Here is a 16,947-nt window from a genome sequence, read left to right on the forward strand (position 1 = left end):
GAGATGAAGATTGGATTTATCGGCTTGGGGAATATGGGGTCCAGCTTGGCTAAAGCTGTCTTGCAAGCAAAAACTGGTCATCAGATTCTCTTTGCTAATCGTAGTCAAGCCAAGGTGGAGGCTTTTATTGCTAATTATGGTGGTCTGACTTCTAGCAATGACGAAATCTTTACAGAAGCAGATGTGATTTTTCTAGGAGTAAAGCCAGCTCAATTCTCTGAACTGCTTACTCAATATCAGACCATCCTTGAAAAAAGAGAAAGTCTTCTTTTGATTTCCATGGCCGCTGGTTTGACCTTGGAAAAACTCGCTAGTCTTCTTCCAAGTCAGCACCGGATTATTCGCATCATGCCTAATACTCCTGTTGCTATTGGGCAAGGAGTGATTAGCTATGCCTTGTCTGCAAATTGTAATCCAGAAGACAATGAACTTTTTTGTCAACTTTTATCCAAGGCTGGCCAGTTAGTTGAAATAAGTGATGGTTTAATAGATGCTGCGACAGGGCTTGCAGGTTGTGGGCCTGCCTTTGTCTATCTTTTTATCGAAGCATTGGCGGATGCAGGAGTTCAGACAGGATTGCCAAGAGAAATGGCTCTGAAAATGGCGGCTCAAACAGTAGTTGGTGCAGGTCAAATGGTACTAGAAAGTCAGCAACATCCTGGAGTCTTGAAAGATCAAGTTTGTAGCCCAGGTGGTTCGACCATTGCTGGTGTAGCAAGTCTAGAAGAACATGCTTTTAGGGGAACCGTTATGGACGCTGTCAACCAAGCCTACAAAAGAACTCAAGAATTAGGCAAATAAGAGGTGAGAGTTAAAACTCAACCTCTTTTTTATTACAAAGAGCGAAATGAAAAAAGCTTTTCACAAATCCCTATTTTTTTGATAGAATAGAAGAGAGAAAAATAGAAATGAGTCAGACATGTCAAAAGGATTTTTAGTCTCTCTTGAAGGACCAGAGGGAGCGGGGAAAACAAGCGTTCTTGAAGCCATAATCCCTATATTAGAGGATAAGGGAATAGAAGTTTTAAGCACCCGTGAACCAGGCGGGGTTTTGATTGGAGAGAAGATTCGTGAAGTGATTCTAGATCCTAGTCATACTGAAATGGATCCTAAGACGGAGCTTCTCCTCTATATTGCCAGTCGTCGACAACACTTGGTGGAAAAGGTCTTACCAGCACTTGCAGCTGGAAAACTGGTTATTATGGACCGCTTTATTGACAGTTCAGTTGCCTATCAGGGATTTGGGCGTGGTTTAGATATAGAAGCGATTGATTGGCTTAATGAGTTTGCGACAGATGGACTGAAACCTGATTTGACTCTTTATTTTGATATTGAGGTCGAAGAGGGACTGGCACGTATTGCTGCCAACAGTAATCGGGAGATCAATCGTTTGGACATGGAAGGTCTGGATCTACATCGAAAAGTTCGTCAGGGTTATCTATCTCTTTTGGAAAAGGAAGCAGACCGCATTGTAAAAATTGATGCTAGTCTACCACTTGATCAAGTGATTGCGAACACGCAGCAACTACTTTTTGATAGGATGGGATTAAGGAGATGAAACAAGATCAATTAAGAGCTTGTCAACCTTTACAATTTGAACGTTTTGTTCATATTTTGGAGCAAGGGCAACTTAATCATGCCTATCTCTTTTCAGGTAATTTTGGAAGTTTAGAGATGGCTCTTTTCTTGTCTAAAAGTCTCTTTTGTAGTGAGAAAACTGGTATTTTTCCTTGTGAAAAATGTCGGAATTGTAAATTGATTGAACAAGAAGAATTTCCTGATGTGACCATGATCAAACCTCAGAATCAAGTTATTAAGACGGAGCGTATTCGGGAATTAGTCGGTCAATTTTCACAGTCTGGTATTGAAAATCAACGTCAGGTTTTTATTATCGAACAAGCGGAAAAAATGCATGTGAATGCTGCAAATTCACTCTTGAAGGTTATTGAAGAACCACAGAGCGAAATCTACATATTCTTTTTGACTGACGATGAGGAACAGATGTTACCAACGATTCGAAGTCGGACACAGATTTTCCAATTTAAGAAGCATGTCTCTACTTTAATGTCACAGCTTGAAGAGGCTGGTTTAGTAAAAAATAAAGCTAAACTATTGGCTCAATTCAGTCAGTCTCAGACCGAGGCTGATAAGCTTGTCCATCAAGCAGGATTTTGGACACTAGTAGATGAAAGTGAACGCCTCTTTTCTTGGCTTTTAGCCTCAAAAAAGGAATCTTACTTGCAAGTTGCAAAATTAACGAGTTTGGCTGATGATAAAGAAAAGCAAGATCAAGTGCTCAGGATTTTAGAGGTATTAGCTGGCCAGGAGGTTCTCAATGTTTCTGCGCGGAACATCTTGAAAAATCTCGTTCAAACTCGAAAAATGTGGCGGGCCAATGTTAGCTTTCAAAACGCTTTGGAATACCTGGTTTTACAAAAAAATTAAAGTGAAGATAGATTATAGAAAGGGCTGTAATGAATAAAAAAGAATTATTTGATGCTTTAGATGACTTTTCACAGCAATTGTTGGTAACCTTGGCAGACGTCGAAGCTATCAAGAAAAATCTCAAGAGTTTGGTAGAGGAAAATACAGCTCTTCGTTTAGAAAATGATAAACTGAGAGAACGTTTGGGAGAGGTTGAGGAGACTGCTCCAGCCAAAACGAAACATGTAAGGGAAAATGTCCGTCGCATTTATGAGGACGGTTTTCATGTTTGCCGTGACTTTTATGGTCAACGTCGAGAGCAAGATGCAGAATGTATGTTTTGTGATGAGTTGTTATTTAGGGAGTAAGTATGCAGATTCAAAAGAGTTTTAAGGGACAATCTCCCTATGGCAAGCTTTATCTAGTAGCAACGCCAATCGGTAATCTAGATGACATGACTTTTCGCGCTATTCAGACCTTGAAGGAGGTCGACTGGATCGCGGCAGAAGATACTCGTAATACTGGACTTTTACTCAAGCATTTTGAAATCTCAACCAAGCAAATCAGTTTTCATGAGCATAATGCCAAGGAAAAAATTCCTGATTTGATTGAGTTGTTGAAGCAAGGTCAAAATCTTGCCCAAGTATCTGATGCAGGGATGCCTAGTATTTCTGACCCGGGGCATGATTTGGTCAAGGCTGCCATTGAAGAAGATATCGCAGTTGTCACGGTTCCAGGAGCTAGTGCAGGAATTTCTGCCTTGATTGCCAGCGGCTTGGCACCACAACCCCACATCTTTTATGGTTTTCTACCACGAAAATCTGGTCAGCAAAAGCAATTTTTCGAAGCGAAAAAAGCTTATCCAGAGACTCAGATTTTCTATGAGTCACCTCACCGTGTGGCAGATACGCTAGAAAATATGCTAGAAGTCTATGGTGATCGCTCGGTGGTCTTGGTTAGAGAATTGACTAAAATCTTTGAAGAATACCAACGTGGAAAAATTTCAGAATTACTGGAAAGCATCGCTGAAACACCTCTCAAAGGCGAGTGCCTTATAATCGTAGAAGGTGCTAGTCAAGATGTTGAGGATAAGGATGAAGAGGATTTATTTTCTGAAATTCAAGAGCGTATCCAGCGAGGTATTAAAAAAAATCAAGCCATTAAGGAAGTTGCGAAGATTTACCAATGGAACAAAAGCCAGCTCTATGCTGCCTACCACGAATGGGAAGAACATCAGGAAAACAACTAGACAGGGAAGTTTGCCTTCTTCCCTTTTTTTGTTATACTAGAAGAAGAAAAAAATAGAAAGATTTGTGGGAGTGAAAAAGTCCTGTGGACTTTTTCAGCCTGAGCCAAGAAATTCGAAAGCGAAGTAAGTCCTGTGGACTTTTTCAGCCTGAGCCAAGAAATTCGAAAGTGAAGTAAGTCTGTGGACTTTTTCAATGTGAATTTTATCTTCTCACTCCCAAAGAGGTATTAGTGTCATGTCTCAATCTTATATCAATGTTATCGGTGCGGGATTGGCAGGTTCTGAAGCAGCCTACCAAATCGCGGAGCGTGGTATTCCAGTTAAACTTTATGAAATGCGTGGTGTCAAGTCAACACCTCAGCATAAAACTGACAATTTTGCCGAGTTAGTTTGTTCGAACTCACTGCGTGGGGATGCTCTTACAAATGCCGTAGGTCTCCTCAAGGAGGAAATGCGTCGCCTAGGTTCTCTTATCTTGGAATCGGCAGAAGCAACACGTGTTCCTGCTGGTGGTGCTCTAGCGGTTGACCGTGACGGTTTTTCTCAAATGGTTACTGAAAAGATTGCCAACCATCCCTTGATTGAGGTCGTTCGTGACGAAATTACAGAATTGCCAACGGATGCTATTACAGTTGTAGCGACTGGACCTTTGACTAGTGATGCCCTTGCTGAGAAAATTCACGCTCTTAATGGCGGTGACGGTTTTTATTTCTACGATGCTGCAGCGCCTATTGTGGATGTTAATACGATTGATATGAACAAGGTTTATCTCAAATCTCGTTATGATAAGGGAGAAGCAGCCTATCTCAATGCTCCTATGACCAAACAAGAGTTTATGGATTTCCATGAAGCCTTGGTCAATGCGGAAGAAGCTCCGTTAAATTCTTTTGAAAAAGAAAAGTATTTTGAAGGATGCATGCCAATCGAAGTCATGGCTAAACGGGGTATCAAAACCATGCTCTATGGTCCTATGAAACCAGTTGGTTTGGAGTATCCAGACGATTACACAGGTCCTCGTGACGGAGAATTTAAGACACCATACGCTGTAGTTCAGCTTCGTCAGGATAATGCGGCAGGTAGTCTTTACAATATCGTTGGTTTTCAAACTCACCTTAAATGGGGCGAACAAAAACGTGTCTTCCAAATGATTCCAGGTCTTGAAAATGCAGAGTTCGTTCGCTATGGAGTCATGCACCGCAATTCTTACATGGATTCACCAAATCTTCTTGAACAGACATACCGTTCTAAGAAACAGCCAAATCTATTCTTTGCTGGTCAGATGACGGGTGTGGAAGGCTATGTTGAGTCAGCGGCATCAGGTCTAGTAGCTGGTATTAACGCAGCTCGTCTTTTCAAGGGCGAAAGCGAGGCTATTTTCCCAGAGACAACGGCAATTGGAAGTCTAGCTCATTACATCACACATGCTGACAGCAAACATTTCCAACCAATGAACGTCAATTTCGGAATTATCAAGGAATTGGAAGGCGACCGCATTCGTGATAAGAAGGCTCGTTATGAAAAAATTGCAGAGCGTGCCTTGGCTGATTTGGAAAACTTTTTATCCGTTTAAAATTTTCAAAAGAATAACTCATGAGACTATAAAATTCTCAAAAAATGTGATAAAATAGTTTGAATAAAATAAAGGAGCGAAGTCAGGTGGAACCCAAATATAAACGTATTTTGATTAAGTTATCAGGTGAGGCCCTTGCTGGCGAGCGTGGTGTCGGAATTGATATCAAAACTGTTCAAGCAATGGCTCAAGAAATTCAAGAAGTACATAACTTAGGAATTGAGATTGCTCTCGTAATCGGAGGAGGAAATCTCTGGCGTGGAGAACCTGCTGCAGAAGCTGGAATGGATCGTGTACAAGCAGACTATACAGGAATGCTTGGAACCGTTATGAATGCTCTTGTGATGGCAGATTCATTGCAACAAGTTGGTGTGGATACACGTGTTCAAACAGCCATTGCTATGCAACAAGTAGCAGAACCTTACGTTCGTGGTCGTGCCCTTCGTCATCTTGAAAAAGGACGCATTGTTATCTTTGGTGCGGGAATTGGTTCACCATACTTCTCAACAGATACAACAGCAGCCCTTCGTGCAGCTGAAATTGAAGCGGACGCTATCTTGATGGCTAAGAATGGGGTTGATGGTGTCTACAATGCTGATCCTAAAAAAGATAAGACAGCCGTTAAATTTGAAGAATTGACTCACCGTGATGTCATTAACAAAGGGCTTCGTATCATGGACTCAACAGCTTCTACACTTTCAATGGATAATGATATTGACTTGGTAGTTTTCAACATGAACCAACCAGGAAATATTAAACGTGTTGTATTTGGTGAAAATATCGGAACTACAGTTTCAAATAATATCGAAGAAAAGGAATAAGAAATCATTATGGCAAACGCAATCGTAGAAAAAGCAAAAGAGAGAATGACCCAATCTCACCACTCACTTGCTCGTGAGTTTGGAAGTATTCGTGCTGGCCGTGCTAATGCTAGCTTGCTTGACCGCATCCACGTTGAGTACTATGGTGTTGAAACACCACTTAACCAAATTGCTTCTATCACAATCCCAGAAGCGCGTGTTTTGTTGGTAACACCATTTGACAAATCATCTTTGAAAGATATCGAACGTGCTTTGAATGCTTCAGACCTAGGTATCACACCAGCTAACGATGGTTCTGTTATTCGTTTGGTAATCCCAGCTCTCACAGAAGAAACTCGTCGCGACCTCGCTAAAGAAGTGAAAAAAGTCGGTGAGAATGCTAAAGTTGCTATCCGTAATATCCGTCGTGATGCTATGGACGAGGCTAAGAAACAAGAAAAAGCTAAAGAAATTACTGAAGACGAATTGAAGACTCTTGAAAAAGATATTCAAAAAGCAACAGACGATGCTGTAAAACACATCGACGAAATGACTGCCAACAAAGAAAAAGAAATCTTGGAAGTCTAAGAAATAAACAGAAAAACTCAGTTGGCATTGCTGGCTGAGTTTTATTCGAAAGAAGGAAACATGAATACAAATCTTGCAAGTTTTATCGTTGGACTCATCATCGATGAAAATGACCGTTTTTACTTTGTTCAAAAGGATGGTCAAACATATGCCCTAGCTAAAGAAGAAGGTCAGCATACAGTTGGTGATACGGTCAAAGGTTTTGCTTACACAGATATGAAGCAAAAATTGCGCCTCACTACTACAGAAGTGACTGCAACTCAGGAACAATTTGGTTGGGGAACCGTAACAGAGGTTCGTAAGGACCTTGGGGTTTTTGTTGATACAGGATTACCAGACAAGGAAATCGTTGTGTCACTAGATATTCTCCCTGAACTGAAAGAACTCTGGCCAAAGAAGGGCGACAAACTCTACATCCGTCTTGAAGTAGACAAGAAAGACCGTATCTGGGGCATCTTAGCTTATCAGGAAGACTTCCAACGATTGGCTCGTCCTGCCTACAATAACATGCAGAATCAAAATTGGCCAGCCATTGTTTACCGTCTTAAGTTATCGGGAACCTTTGTCTATTTACCGGAAAATAATATGCTGGGCTTCATCCATCCAAGTGAGCGTTATGCAGAACCTCGTTTGGGGCAAGTGTTAGATGTACGTGTTATTGGCTTCCGTGAGGTGGATCGCACACTTAATCTTTCACTTAAACCTCGCTCTTTTGAGATGTTGGAGAACGATGCGCAGATGATCTTGACTTACTTGGAAAGTAATGGTGGATTTATGACCTTAAATGACAAATCTTCACCAGATGACATTAAAGCGACTTTTGGTATCTCGAAAGGTCAGTTTAAAAAAGCGCTTGGTGGTTTAATGAAAGCTGGCAAAATTAAACAAGACCAGTTTGGTACTGAATTAATTTAGGGAGGCTTATGAGAAAATCATTTTATACTTGGCTCATGACCGAGCGCAACCCTAAAAGCAATAGTCCCAAAGCAATTTTAGCGGATCTTGCCTTTGAGGAATCCGCTTTTCCGAAACATACAGATGATTTCGATCAAGTGAGTCGATTTTTAGAAGAACATGCTAGCTTTTCCTTTAATATGGGAGACTTCGATCGTATCTGGCAGGAATATTTAGAACATTAAGTCTACTAGATGAGGTTTGGGATAGTAATTTCTCAGCCTCTTTGCTATAATATAGTCATTCAGTTTAACTTTTACTAGGTCCTAATCGACTTTTTAACTACTAAAAGCAAACGAAACATTATATAAAATTAAAAGAGTTAGAGAGGTTCTTTATTTGAAGGAACATTCAATAGACATTCAGCTTAGTCATCCAGATGATTTATTTCATCTTTTTGGTTCTAATGAGCGCCATCTTCGTTTGATGGAGGATGAGTTAGATGTCATCATCCATGCTCGTACAGAGATTGTACAAGTCTTGGGGGAGGAGTCGGCTTGTGAGGAAGCCCGCCAAGTTATCCAAGCCTTGATGGTCTTGGTCAATCGTGGAATGACTGTTGGAACTCCGGATGTGGTGACAGCCATTACAATGGTTAAGAATAATGAAATCGATAAGTTTGTCGCCCTTTATGAAGAAGAGATTATCAAGGATAATACAGGTAAGCCCATCCGTGTTAAAACCCTGGGTCAAAAGCTTTATGTGGATAGTGTCAAGCAACACGATGTGACCTTTGGTATTGGGCCGGCAGGAACAGGTAAGACCTTCTTAGCAGTGACTTTGGCCGTAACAGCCCTCAAGCGTGGACAAGTCAAGCGAATCATACTGACACGTCCAGCAGTAGAAGCAGGAGAGAGCCTAGGATTTCTTCCAGGAGATCTCAAGGAAAAGGTTGATCCTTATCTTCGTCCAGTTTATGATGCCTTGTATCAGATACTTGGGAAGGATCAAACAACCCGTCTCATGGAACGTGAAATTATTGAGATTGCACCTTTGGCCTATATGCGTGGACGTACCTTGGATGATGCCTTTGTTATATTGGATGAAGCCCAAAATACAACTATCATGCAGATGAAGATGTTCTTGACACGTCTTGGATTCAATTCAAAAATGATTGTTAATGGGGATATTAGCCAGATTGACCTACCTCGTAATGTCAAGTCAGGTTTGATTGATGCTCAAGAAAAACTCAAGAATATTCACCAGATTGACTTTGTTCATTTCTCAGCTAAGGATGTGGTTCGCCATCCAGTTGTAGCTCAGATTATCAGAGCCTATGAACCTCGACCTGTCAAAGCTGAAGAAAGTGAAGAAGAAAGAGAATAAGGAAAAAGAACCTAGGCAAAAACTAGCTTCTAAATAAAACCACACAGTGATTTCAGTCTTGAATACAATCAAGCTGAAAGAAACACTGTGTGGTTTTTGAATAGGTGAACGTTTTAGATGCTAGATTCTTTGCCAATTTGGTGAGATTCATGCTCATGAAGAAGAATGCTATCTCTGTTGAGACGGTTTGTTTGCCTCTGACATGCACTCTGCGCACGCCGAAAACTACCAAAAATGGGTTCAACATCAATTTTCCGTTTGGCATAAATTTGAGAGCTTTCTTCACTATGTAATGTTTGCGTAAGGAGTTCCTTAAAGTAATTCCAAGTTTGATTATAATGGATTTGTTTCTGATTTCCACTATCTGTTTTAGTCAACTGTTCTAACTCAGGAGTATCTTGAATTTTATCCACCTCATAAATCTTGAAATCACGTTGAAAGCCATACTTATCCGTTCGACTAGAGTAGTTCTTAAAGGAATAAACTAGGCCGTCGGGCTTTATAAACTGGTCCGTGTCCTCAAGATATTCCCAGTTCATTGGGTTATCTGTCTCGTTTAGTACTTTTAGCCAATTTTGATTAGGTTGTTGGCATGTTTACTGGAGCGGAAGTTATTAATCGTTTTATAGCTAACATAGGTATCTTGGCTCAACCATTTCATGGAAATGACTTCTTCGTTCATTTGAACGATTTTACGTCCAAAGAACACTTGACGACCATAAGCGAATATGGTCATCTTCATGAGCATGGTTGGACGAAAGGCAGGGCGACCAGTGTGAGAGGTCTATTTCAGTAATACTTGACTAGGGATATTGTCAACAAATAGGCTAATCATTCTCGCTTCGTGAGTTGATGGAATACCGTAGGAATGATTTACTTCCAAACTTAAATGATTTTAGTGGTTCAACTTGATTCCTACTATTTTTGATGGTGTGAATGTACCTATAATGTATCTCAGCTAACTACGAAAGTTTTGGACTCTATAATTTTAACATACGTTAAAAAATAAATTAACGTGTGTTAATTTTTCTTGACTTAAATTTTTTTAATTGATATACTATTTTTCAGAGAGCTAACAATTATATATAAATGTACTACTCTATTTCCTAGATAATACTTATACTCAATGAAAATCAAAGAGCAAACTAGAAAGCTAGCCGCAGGTTGCTCAAAGCACTGCTTTGAGGTTGTAGATAGAGCTGACGAAGTCAGTGACATATATACGGCAAGGCGGCGTTGACGCAGTTTGAAGAGATTTTCGAAGAGTATTAGTAAAACTTTTTATAACAAAGGCTAGCAAGGTTAAAGTTTTCTATCTATTGGAAGTTAAATAAATATGTAAGGAATTAAAATGAAAAAAAGTACAGTATTGTCATTAACTGCAGCTGCAGTTATTTTAGCAGCATATGTCCCTAATGAGGTAGTCTTAGCAGACACATCTAGCTCTGAAGATGCTTTAAATATCTCTGATACAGAAAAAGTAGTAGTAGATAAGGAACCAGAAAATAAAGAAAAACATGAAAATATTCATAATGCTATAGAAACTTCAAAGGATACTGAAGAGAAGAAAACAACAATTATTGAGGAAAAAGAAGTTGTTAGTAAAAATCCTGAGATAGATAATAAAACTAGCAATGAAGAAGCAACAATCAAAGAAGATTCCAATCAATCCCAAGGAAATAAAGCGGACTCGTCTGCAAGTAAAGACCCAGAAAGTCCCAAAAAAGAGGATAAACTTGTCTATATTGCTGAATTTAAAGATAAATCATCTGGAGAAAAAGCAATCAAGGAATTATCCAATCTTAAGGATACAAACGTTTTATATACCTATAATACGATTTTTAATGGTGTTGCAATAGAAGCAACTCCAGATAATCTGGACAAAATTAAACTAATAGAAGGTATCTCATCGGTTGAACGATCACAAAAAGTCCAGCCAATGATGAATCATGCTAGAAAGGAAATTGGAGTTGAAGAGGCAATTGATTACCTAAAGTCTATCAATGCTCCATTTGGTAAAAATTTTGATGGCAGAGGTATGGTCATCTCAAATATCGATACCGGGACAGATTATAGACATAAGGCCATGAGGATTGATGATGATGCTAAAGACTCAATGAAATTTAAAAAAGAAGACTTAAAAGGTACTGATAAAAATTTCTGGTTGAGTGATAAAATCCCTCATGCGTTCAATTATTATAATGGTGGTAAAATCACTGTAGAAAAAGCTGATGATGGAAGCGATTATTTTGATCCACATGGGATGCATATTGCAGGGATTCTTGCAGGAAATGATACTGAAAAAGATATTAAAAACTTTAACGGAATAGATGGAATTGCGCCTAATGCACAGATCTTCTCTTATAAAATGTACTCTGACGCAGGATCTGGGTTCGCAGGGGATGAAACAATGTTTCATGCTATTGAAGATTCGCTCAAACACAATGTCGATGTTGTTTCGGTATCATCTGGCTTTACAGGAACAGGTCTTGTAGGTGAGAAATATTGGCAAGCTATTAGAGCATTAAGAAAAGCAGGCATTCCAATGGTTGTAGCTACGGGTAACTATGCAACTTCTGCTTCAAGTTCTTCATGGGATTTGGTGGCAAATAATAATCTGAAAATGACCGACACTGGAAATGTAACACGAACTGCAGCACATGAAGATGCGATAGCAGTTGCTTCTGCTAAAAATCAAACAGTTGAGTTTGATAAAGTTAAGATTGGAGGAGAAAGTTTTAAATACAGAAATATAGGGGCCTTTTTCGATAAGAATCAAATCATAACAAACGAAGATGGTTCAAAAGCTCCTAGTAAATTGAAATTTGTATATATAGGCAAAGGTCAAGACCAAGATTTGATAGGATTGGATCTTAAGGGCAAAATTGCAGTAATGGATAGAATTTATACCAAGGATTTAAAAAATGCTTTTAAACGAGCAACGGATAAGGGTGCACGCGCCATTATGGTTGTAAATACTGTAAATTACTACAATAGAGATAATTGGACAGAGCTCCCAGCTATGGGATATGAGGAGGATGAAGGAACTACTAGTCAAGTTTTCTCAATTTCAGGAGATGATGGTGTAAAGTTATGGAACATGATTAACCCTGATAAAAAAACTGAAGTCAAAAGAAATAATAAGGATGATTTTAAAGATAAATTGGAGCAATACTATCCAATTGATATGGCAAGCTATAATTCTAATAAACCGAATGTAGGTGACGAAAAAGAGATTGACTTTAAGTTTGCATCTGACACAGACAAAGAACTGTATAAAGAAGATATCATAGTACCAGCAGGATCCACATCTTGGGGGCCAAGAATAGATTTACTTTTAAAGCCTGATGTCTCAGCACCAGGTAAAAATATTAAATCTACTCTTAATGTCATTAATGGTAAATCAACTTATGGCTATATGTCAGGGACTAGTATGGCAACTCCAATCGTAGCAGCTTCTACTGTTTTGATTAGACCCAAGTTAAAGGAAATGCTTGAAAGACCTGTGTTGAAAAATCTTAAGGGAGATGACAAAATAGATCTTACAAGTCTTACAAAAATTGCCCTACAAAATACTGCACGCCCTATGATGGATGCGACTTCTTGGAAAGAAAAAAGTCAATACTTTGCATCACCTAGACAACAGGGAGCAGGTCTAATTAATGTTGCCAATGCTTTGAGAAATGAAGTTGTAGCTACTTTCAAAAACAAAGATTCTAAAGGTTTGGTAAACTCTTATGGTTCTATTTCTCTTAAAGAAATAAAAGGAGATAAAAAATACTTTACAATTAAGCTTCACAATACATCAAACAGACCTTTAACCTTTAAAGTTTCAGCATCAGCGGTAACTACAGATGCTCTAACTGATAGACTCAAACTGGATGAAACATACAAAGATGAAAAATCTCCAGATGGGAAGCAAATTGTTCCAGAAATTCACCCAGAGAAAGTAAAAGATGCAAATATTACATTTGAGCATGACACTTTCACTATAGGCCCAAATTCTAGCTTTGATTTAAATGCGGTTATAAATGTTGGAGAGGCTAAAAACAAAAATAAATTTGTAGAATCATTTATTCATTTTGAGTCTGTGGAAGAAATGGAAGCTCTAAACTCCAATGGGAAGAAAACAAATTTCCAACCTTCTTTATCGATGCCTCTAATGGGATTTGCTGGGAATTGGAACCACGAACCAATCCTTGATAAATGGGCCTGGGAAGAAGGATCAAAATCAAAAACAATGGAAGGTTATGATGATGATGGTAAACCAAAAATTCCAGGAACCTTAAATAAGGGAATTGGTGGAGAACATGGTATAGATAAATTTAATCCAGCAGGAGTTATCCAAAATAGAAAAGATAAAAATACAACATCTCTAGATCAAAATCCAGAATTATTTGCTTTCAATAACGAAGGGATCAACGCACTATCATCAAGTGGTTCTAATATTGCTAAAATTTATCCTTTAGATTCAAATGGAAATCCTCAAGATGCTCAACTTGAAAGAGGGTTAACACCTTCTCCACTTGTATTAAGAAGTGCAGAAGAAGGAATGATTTCAATAGTAAATACAAATAAAGAGGGAGAAAATCAAAGAGACTTAAAAGTCATTTCGAGAGAACACTTTATTAAAGGAATTTTAAACTCTAAGAGAAATGATGCAAAGGGAATCAAATCTTCTAAGCTAAAAGTTTGGGGCGATTTGAAATGGGATGGACTCATTTATAACCCTAGAGGTAGAGAAGAAAATGCACCAGAGAGTAACGATAACCAAGATCCTGCTACTAAGATAAGAGGACAATTTGAACCGATTGCAGAAGGTCAATATTTCTATAAATTTAAATATAGATTAACTAAAGATTACCCATGGCAGGTTTCCTATATTCCAGTAAAAATTGATAACACAGCCCCTAAGATTGTTTCGGTTGATTTTTCAAATCCTGAAAAAATTAAGTTGATAACAAAGGATACTTATCACAAGGTAAAAGAGCAATACAAGAATGAAACCCTATTTGCAAGAGATCAAAAAGAACATCCTGAAAAATTTGACGAGATTGCAAACGAAGTTTGGTATGCTGGCGCCGCTCTGGTTAATGAAGATGGAGAGGTTGAGAAAAATCTTGAGGTAAATTACGCAGGTGAGGGTCAAGGAAGAAATAGGAAACTTGACAAAGACGGAAATACCATTTATGAAATTAATGGTGCAGGAGATTTAAGAGGAAAAATCATTGAAGTCATTGCATTAGATGGCTCTAGCAATTTCACAAAGATTCATAGAATTAGATTTGCTGATCATGCTGATGAAAAGGGGATGATTTCCTATTATCTAGTAGATCCTGATCAGGATTCATCTAAATACCAAAAACTTGGAGAGATTGCCGAATCTAAATTTAAAAATTTAGAAAATAGAAAAGAGGATAGTCTTAAAAAAGATACAACTGAGGAAGAAAATCATCAAGAAAATGAAGAGTCTAACGAAGAAAAATCTAGTTTTACTATTCATAAAACTATTTCAACAATTAGAGATTTTGAAAGCAAAGACTTAAAGAAACTCATTAAAAAGAAATTTAGAGAAGTTGATGACTTTACAAGTGAAACTGGTAAGAGAACAGAGGAATACGATTATAAATACGATGATAAGGGAAATATCATTGCTTATGACGATGGTAGCGCCTTACAATATGAAACTGAAAAACTTGACGAAATCAAATCAAAAATTTATGGTGTTCTAAGCCCGTCTAAAGATGGACACTTTGAAATTCTTGGAAAGTTCAGTAATGTTTCTAAAAATGCCAAGGTATATTATGGAAATAGCTATAAATCTATAGAAATCAAAACGACCAAGTATGATTCCCACTCAAAAATGATGACATTTGATTTATACGCTAATATTAATGATATTGTGGATGGATTAGCTTTTGCAGGAGATATGAGATTCTTTGTTAAAGATGGTGATCAGATAAAAGCTGAAACGAAGATTAGAATGCCTGAAAAAAATAAGGAAACTAAAACAGAATATCCCTATGCATCAAGTTATGGGAATGTAATAGAATTAGGAGAAGGTGATCTTTCAAAGAACAAACCAAATAATTTAACGGAAATGGAATCTGGTAAAATCTATTCTGATTCAGAAAAACAACAATATCTATTAAAAGATAACATCATTCTAAGAAAAGGCTATGCACTAAAAGTGACTACCTATAATCCTGGAAAAACGGATATGTTAGAAGGAAATGGAGTCTATAGCAAGGAAGATATAGCAAAAATACAAAAGGCCAATCCTAATCTAAGAGTCCTATCAGAAAAAATAATTTATGCTGATAGTAGAAATGTTGAAGATGGAAGAAGTACTCAATCCGTATTAATGTCGGCTTTGGACGGCTTTAACATTGTAAAATATCAAGTGTTTACCTTTAAAATGAACGATAAAGGGGAAGCTATTGATAAAGATGGAAATCTTGTAACAGATTCTTCTAAACTGGTATTATTTGGTAAGGATGGTAAAGAGTACACTGGAGAGGATAAGTCCAATGTAGAAGCCATAAAAGAAGATGGCTCTACGTTATTTATTGATGCAAAACCAGTAAATCTTTCAATGGACAAGAACTACTTTAATCCATCTAAATCTAATAAAATTTATGTACGAAATCCAGAATTTTATTTAAGAGGTAAGATTTCTGATAAGGGTGGTTTTAACTGGGAGTTGAGAGTTAATGAATCTGTTGTAGATAATTATTTAATCTACGGAGATTTACACATTGATAACACTAGAGATTTTAATATTAAGCTTAATGTTAAAGACGGTGACATCATGGACTGGGGAATGAAAGACTATAAAGCAAACGGATTTCCAGATAAGGTAACAGATATGGATGGAAATGTTTATCTTCAAACTGGCTATAGCGATTTGAATGCGAAAGCGGTTGGAGTACACTATCAATTTTTATATGATAATGTTAAACCAGAAGTAAACATTGATCCTAAGGGAAATACTAGTATCGAATATGCTGACGGAAAATCTGTAGTCTTTAATATCAATGATAAAAGAAATAATGGATTTGATGGTGAGATTCAAAACAAACATATTTATGTAAATGGAAAAGAATACAAATCATTTGATGATATTAAACAAATAACAGACAAGACACTAAACATTAAGATTGTTGTAAAAGATTTCGCAAGAAATACGACCGTAAAAGAATTCATTTTAAACAAAGATACGGGAGAGGTAAGCGAATTAAAACCTCATACGGTGACTGTGACCATTCAAAATGGAAAAGAAATGAGTTCTAAGATAGTGTCGGAAGAAGATTTCATTTTACCTGTCTATAAGGGTGAATTAGAAAAAGGATATCAATTTGATGGCTGGGAAATTTCTGGTTTCGAAGGAAAAAAAGACGCTGGCTATGTTATTAATGTATCAAAAGATACCCTTATAAAACCTGTATTCAAGAAAATAGAGGAGAAAAAGGAGGAGGAAAATAAACCTACTTTTGATGAATCGAAAAAGAAAGATAAGGTGCAAGTTAATCATAATCAATTAGATAAAAGTCACAGAAAAGAGGATTTACAAAGAGAAAATCATTCACACAAATCTGATTCAACTGAAGGTGTCAAAGCTACAGTTCCTGTACAAGTAAATTATAATCAATTAGATGAAAGTCAAAGATCTGATTCAACTAAGGATGTTACAGCTCCAGTTCCTGATAAAAATGATAAAAACTTTGAAAATAAGAAAGAAGTTTATCTTAATGAACCAGAGAACATAGCTAATAAACATACTAATATTGATAGTAAGTCAACTACTAATAATACTGATAGATTACCAAAAACCGGAACAGTTAGCGAAGTCTTCACGTCATTGGTTGCCGGAATAATGTTTACCTTAGGTGCATTTCTTGGATTAAAGAAAAAAGATCAAGATTAAGACAAAAGCTATAGAAAAATGGTTTGTGTACTGAGATTAGATAGTGTGATGATGAGACAATTTTGTGAAAATAGCCATTTATAACTCAATTATTTAGTTTGCTTTGATA

12 protein-coding genes and 1 pseudogene are annotated in these 16,947 nt (G+C 37.5%); 12 read left to right on the forward strand and 1 reads right to left on the reverse strand.

Annotated features, from left to right (window positions below; all coding sequences use genetic code 11):
• Window positions 1–3 precede the first annotated feature (3 nt).
• The 11 genes from proC to HMPREF2795_RS09040 all read left to right on the forward strand — a co-directional run bounded on the left by proC (window position 4) and on the right by HMPREF2795_RS09040 (window position 8,911).
• Window positions 4–801 carry a pyrroline-5-carboxylate reductase gene (gene proC, locus HMPREF2795_RS08990; protein WP_075228688.1) on the forward strand — a complete coding sequence of 266 codons (798 nt, stop codon included), beginning with the start codon at window positions 4–6 and terminating at the stop codon, window positions 799–801.
• A gap of 118 nt (window positions 802–919) precedes the next feature.
• Window positions 920–1,558, forward strand: coding sequence for a dTMP kinase (tmk, locus tag HMPREF2795_RS08995; RefSeq protein ID WP_075228689.1), 639 nt, complete (start codon window positions 920–922; stop codon window positions 1,556–1,558).
• Complete coding sequence (locus tag HMPREF2795_RS09000) at window positions 1,555–2,445, forward strand: DNA polymerase III subunit delta' (protein WP_075228690.1); 891 nt, start codon at window positions 1,555–1,557, stop codon at window positions 2,443–2,445. The genes tmk and HMPREF2795_RS09000 overlap by 4 nt, the downstream gene beginning before the upstream one ends.
• A gap of 29 nt (window positions 2,446–2,474) precedes the next feature.
• Window positions 2,475–2,792: a DNA replication initiation control protein YabA gene (gene yabA, locus HMPREF2795_RS09005; protein ID WP_001034369.1), complete on the forward strand. Its 318-nt coding sequence runs from the start codon at window positions 2,475–2,477 to the stop codon at window positions 2,790–2,792.
• 2 nt (window positions 2,793–2,794) lie between these two features.
• Window positions 2,795–3,673: a 16S rRNA (cytidine(1402)-2'-O)-methyltransferase gene (gene rsmI / locus HMPREF2795_RS09010; RefSeq protein WP_075228691.1), complete on the forward strand. Its 879-nt coding sequence runs from the start codon at window positions 2,795–2,797 to the stop codon at window positions 3,671–3,673.
• 235 nt (window positions 3,674–3,908) lie between these two features.
• Window positions 3,909–5,243, forward strand: coding sequence for a methylenetetrahydrofolate--tRNA-(uracil(54)-C(5))-methyltransferase (FADH(2)-oxidizing) TrmFO (gene trmFO / locus HMPREF2795_RS09015; protein WP_075228692.1), 1,335 nt, complete (start codon window positions 3,909–3,911; stop codon window positions 5,241–5,243).
• Window positions 5,244–5,329: 86 nt separating this feature from the next.
• Window positions 5,330–6,064 (forward strand): UMP kinase, encoded by a 735-nt coding sequence (pyrH, locus tag HMPREF2795_RS09020; protein ID WP_000433488.1) that lies wholly within the window; start codon window positions 5,330–5,332, stop codon window positions 6,062–6,064.
• A 9-nt stretch (window positions 6,065–6,073) separates the two neighbouring features.
• Window positions 6,074–6,631: a ribosome recycling factor gene (frr, locus tag HMPREF2795_RS09025; protein ID WP_001262232.1), complete on the forward strand. Its 558-nt coding sequence runs from the start codon at window positions 6,074–6,076 to the stop codon at window positions 6,629–6,631.
• Window positions 6,632–6,691: 60 nt separating this feature from the next.
• Window positions 6,692–7,546, forward strand: coding sequence for an RNA-binding virulence regulatory protein CvfB (gene cvfB, locus HMPREF2795_RS09030; RefSeq protein ID WP_075228693.1), 855 nt, complete (start codon window positions 6,692–6,694; stop codon window positions 7,544–7,546).
• An 8-nt stretch (window positions 7,547–7,554) separates the two neighbouring features.
• Window positions 7,555–7,770, forward strand: coding sequence for a YozE family protein (locus tag HMPREF2795_RS09035; protein WP_001232087.1), 216 nt, complete (start codon window positions 7,555–7,557; stop codon window positions 7,768–7,770).
• Window positions 7,771–7,924: 154 nt separating this feature from the next.
• A complete protein-coding gene (locus tag HMPREF2795_RS09040) occupies window positions 7,925–8,911 on the forward strand; it encodes a PhoH family protein (protein ID WP_075228694.1) in 987 nt (328 codons plus the stop codon).
• Here HMPREF2795_RS09040 and HMPREF2795_RS10415 read toward each other — a convergent pair.
• Window positions 8,810–9,794: pseudogene (locus HMPREF2795_RS10415) on the reverse strand (transposase). The gene HMPREF2795_RS09040 and the pseudogene HMPREF2795_RS10415 overlap by 102 nt on opposite strands.
• A gap of 468 nt (window positions 9,795–10,262) precedes the next feature.
• On the opposite strand from HMPREF2795_RS10415, the gene HMPREF2795_RS09055 reads away from it, so the two are divergent.
• Window positions 10,263–16,838, forward strand: a complete 6,576-nt coding sequence (locus HMPREF2795_RS09055; RefSeq protein WP_075228697.1) for a S8 family peptidase — start codon at window positions 10,263–10,265, stop codon at window positions 16,836–16,838.
• The last annotated feature ends 109 nt before the right edge of the window (window positions 16,839–16,947 follow it).

The organism is Streptococcus sp. HMSC056C01 (assembly GCF_001811305.1).
Classification (GTDB): domain Bacteria; phylum Bacillota; class Bacilli; order Lactobacillales; family Streptococcaceae; genus Streptococcus.

Coding starts and splice junctions, on each gene's coding strand:
- proC (WP_075228688.1), top strand. CDS start 4: ATGAAGATTGGATTTATCGGCTTGGGGAATATGGGGTCCAGCTTGGCT.
- tmk (WP_075228689.1), top strand. CDS start 920: ATGTCAAAAGGATTTTTAGTCTCTCTTGAAGGACCAGAGGGAGCGGGG.
- HMPREF2795_RS09000 (WP_075228690.1), top strand. CDS start 1,555: ATGAAACAAGATCAATTAAGAGCTTGTCAACCTTTACAATTTGAACGT.
- yabA (WP_001034369.1), top strand. CDS start 2,475: ATGAATAAAAAAGAATTATTTGATGCTTTAGATGACTTTTCACAGCAA.
- rsmI (WP_075228691.1), top strand. CDS start 2,795: ATGCAGATTCAAAAGAGTTTTAAGGGACAATCTCCCTATGGCAAGCTT.
- trmFO (WP_075228692.1), top strand. CDS start 3,909: ATGTCTCAATCTTATATCAATGTTATCGGTGCGGGATTGGCAGGTTCT.
- frr (WP_001262232.1), top strand. CDS start 6,074: ATGGCAAACGCAATCGTAGAAAAAGCAAAAGAGAGAATGACCCAATCT.
- cvfB (WP_075228693.1), top strand. CDS start 6,692: ATGAATACAAATCTTGCAAGTTTTATCGTTGGACTCATCATCGATGAA.
- HMPREF2795_RS09035 (WP_001232087.1), top strand. CDS start 7,555: ATGAGAAAATCATTTTATACTTGGCTCATGACCGAGCGCAACCCTAAA.
- HMPREF2795_RS09055 (WP_075228697.1), top strand. CDS start 10,263: ATGAAAAAAAGTACAGTATTGTCATTAACTGCAGCTGCAGTTATTTTA.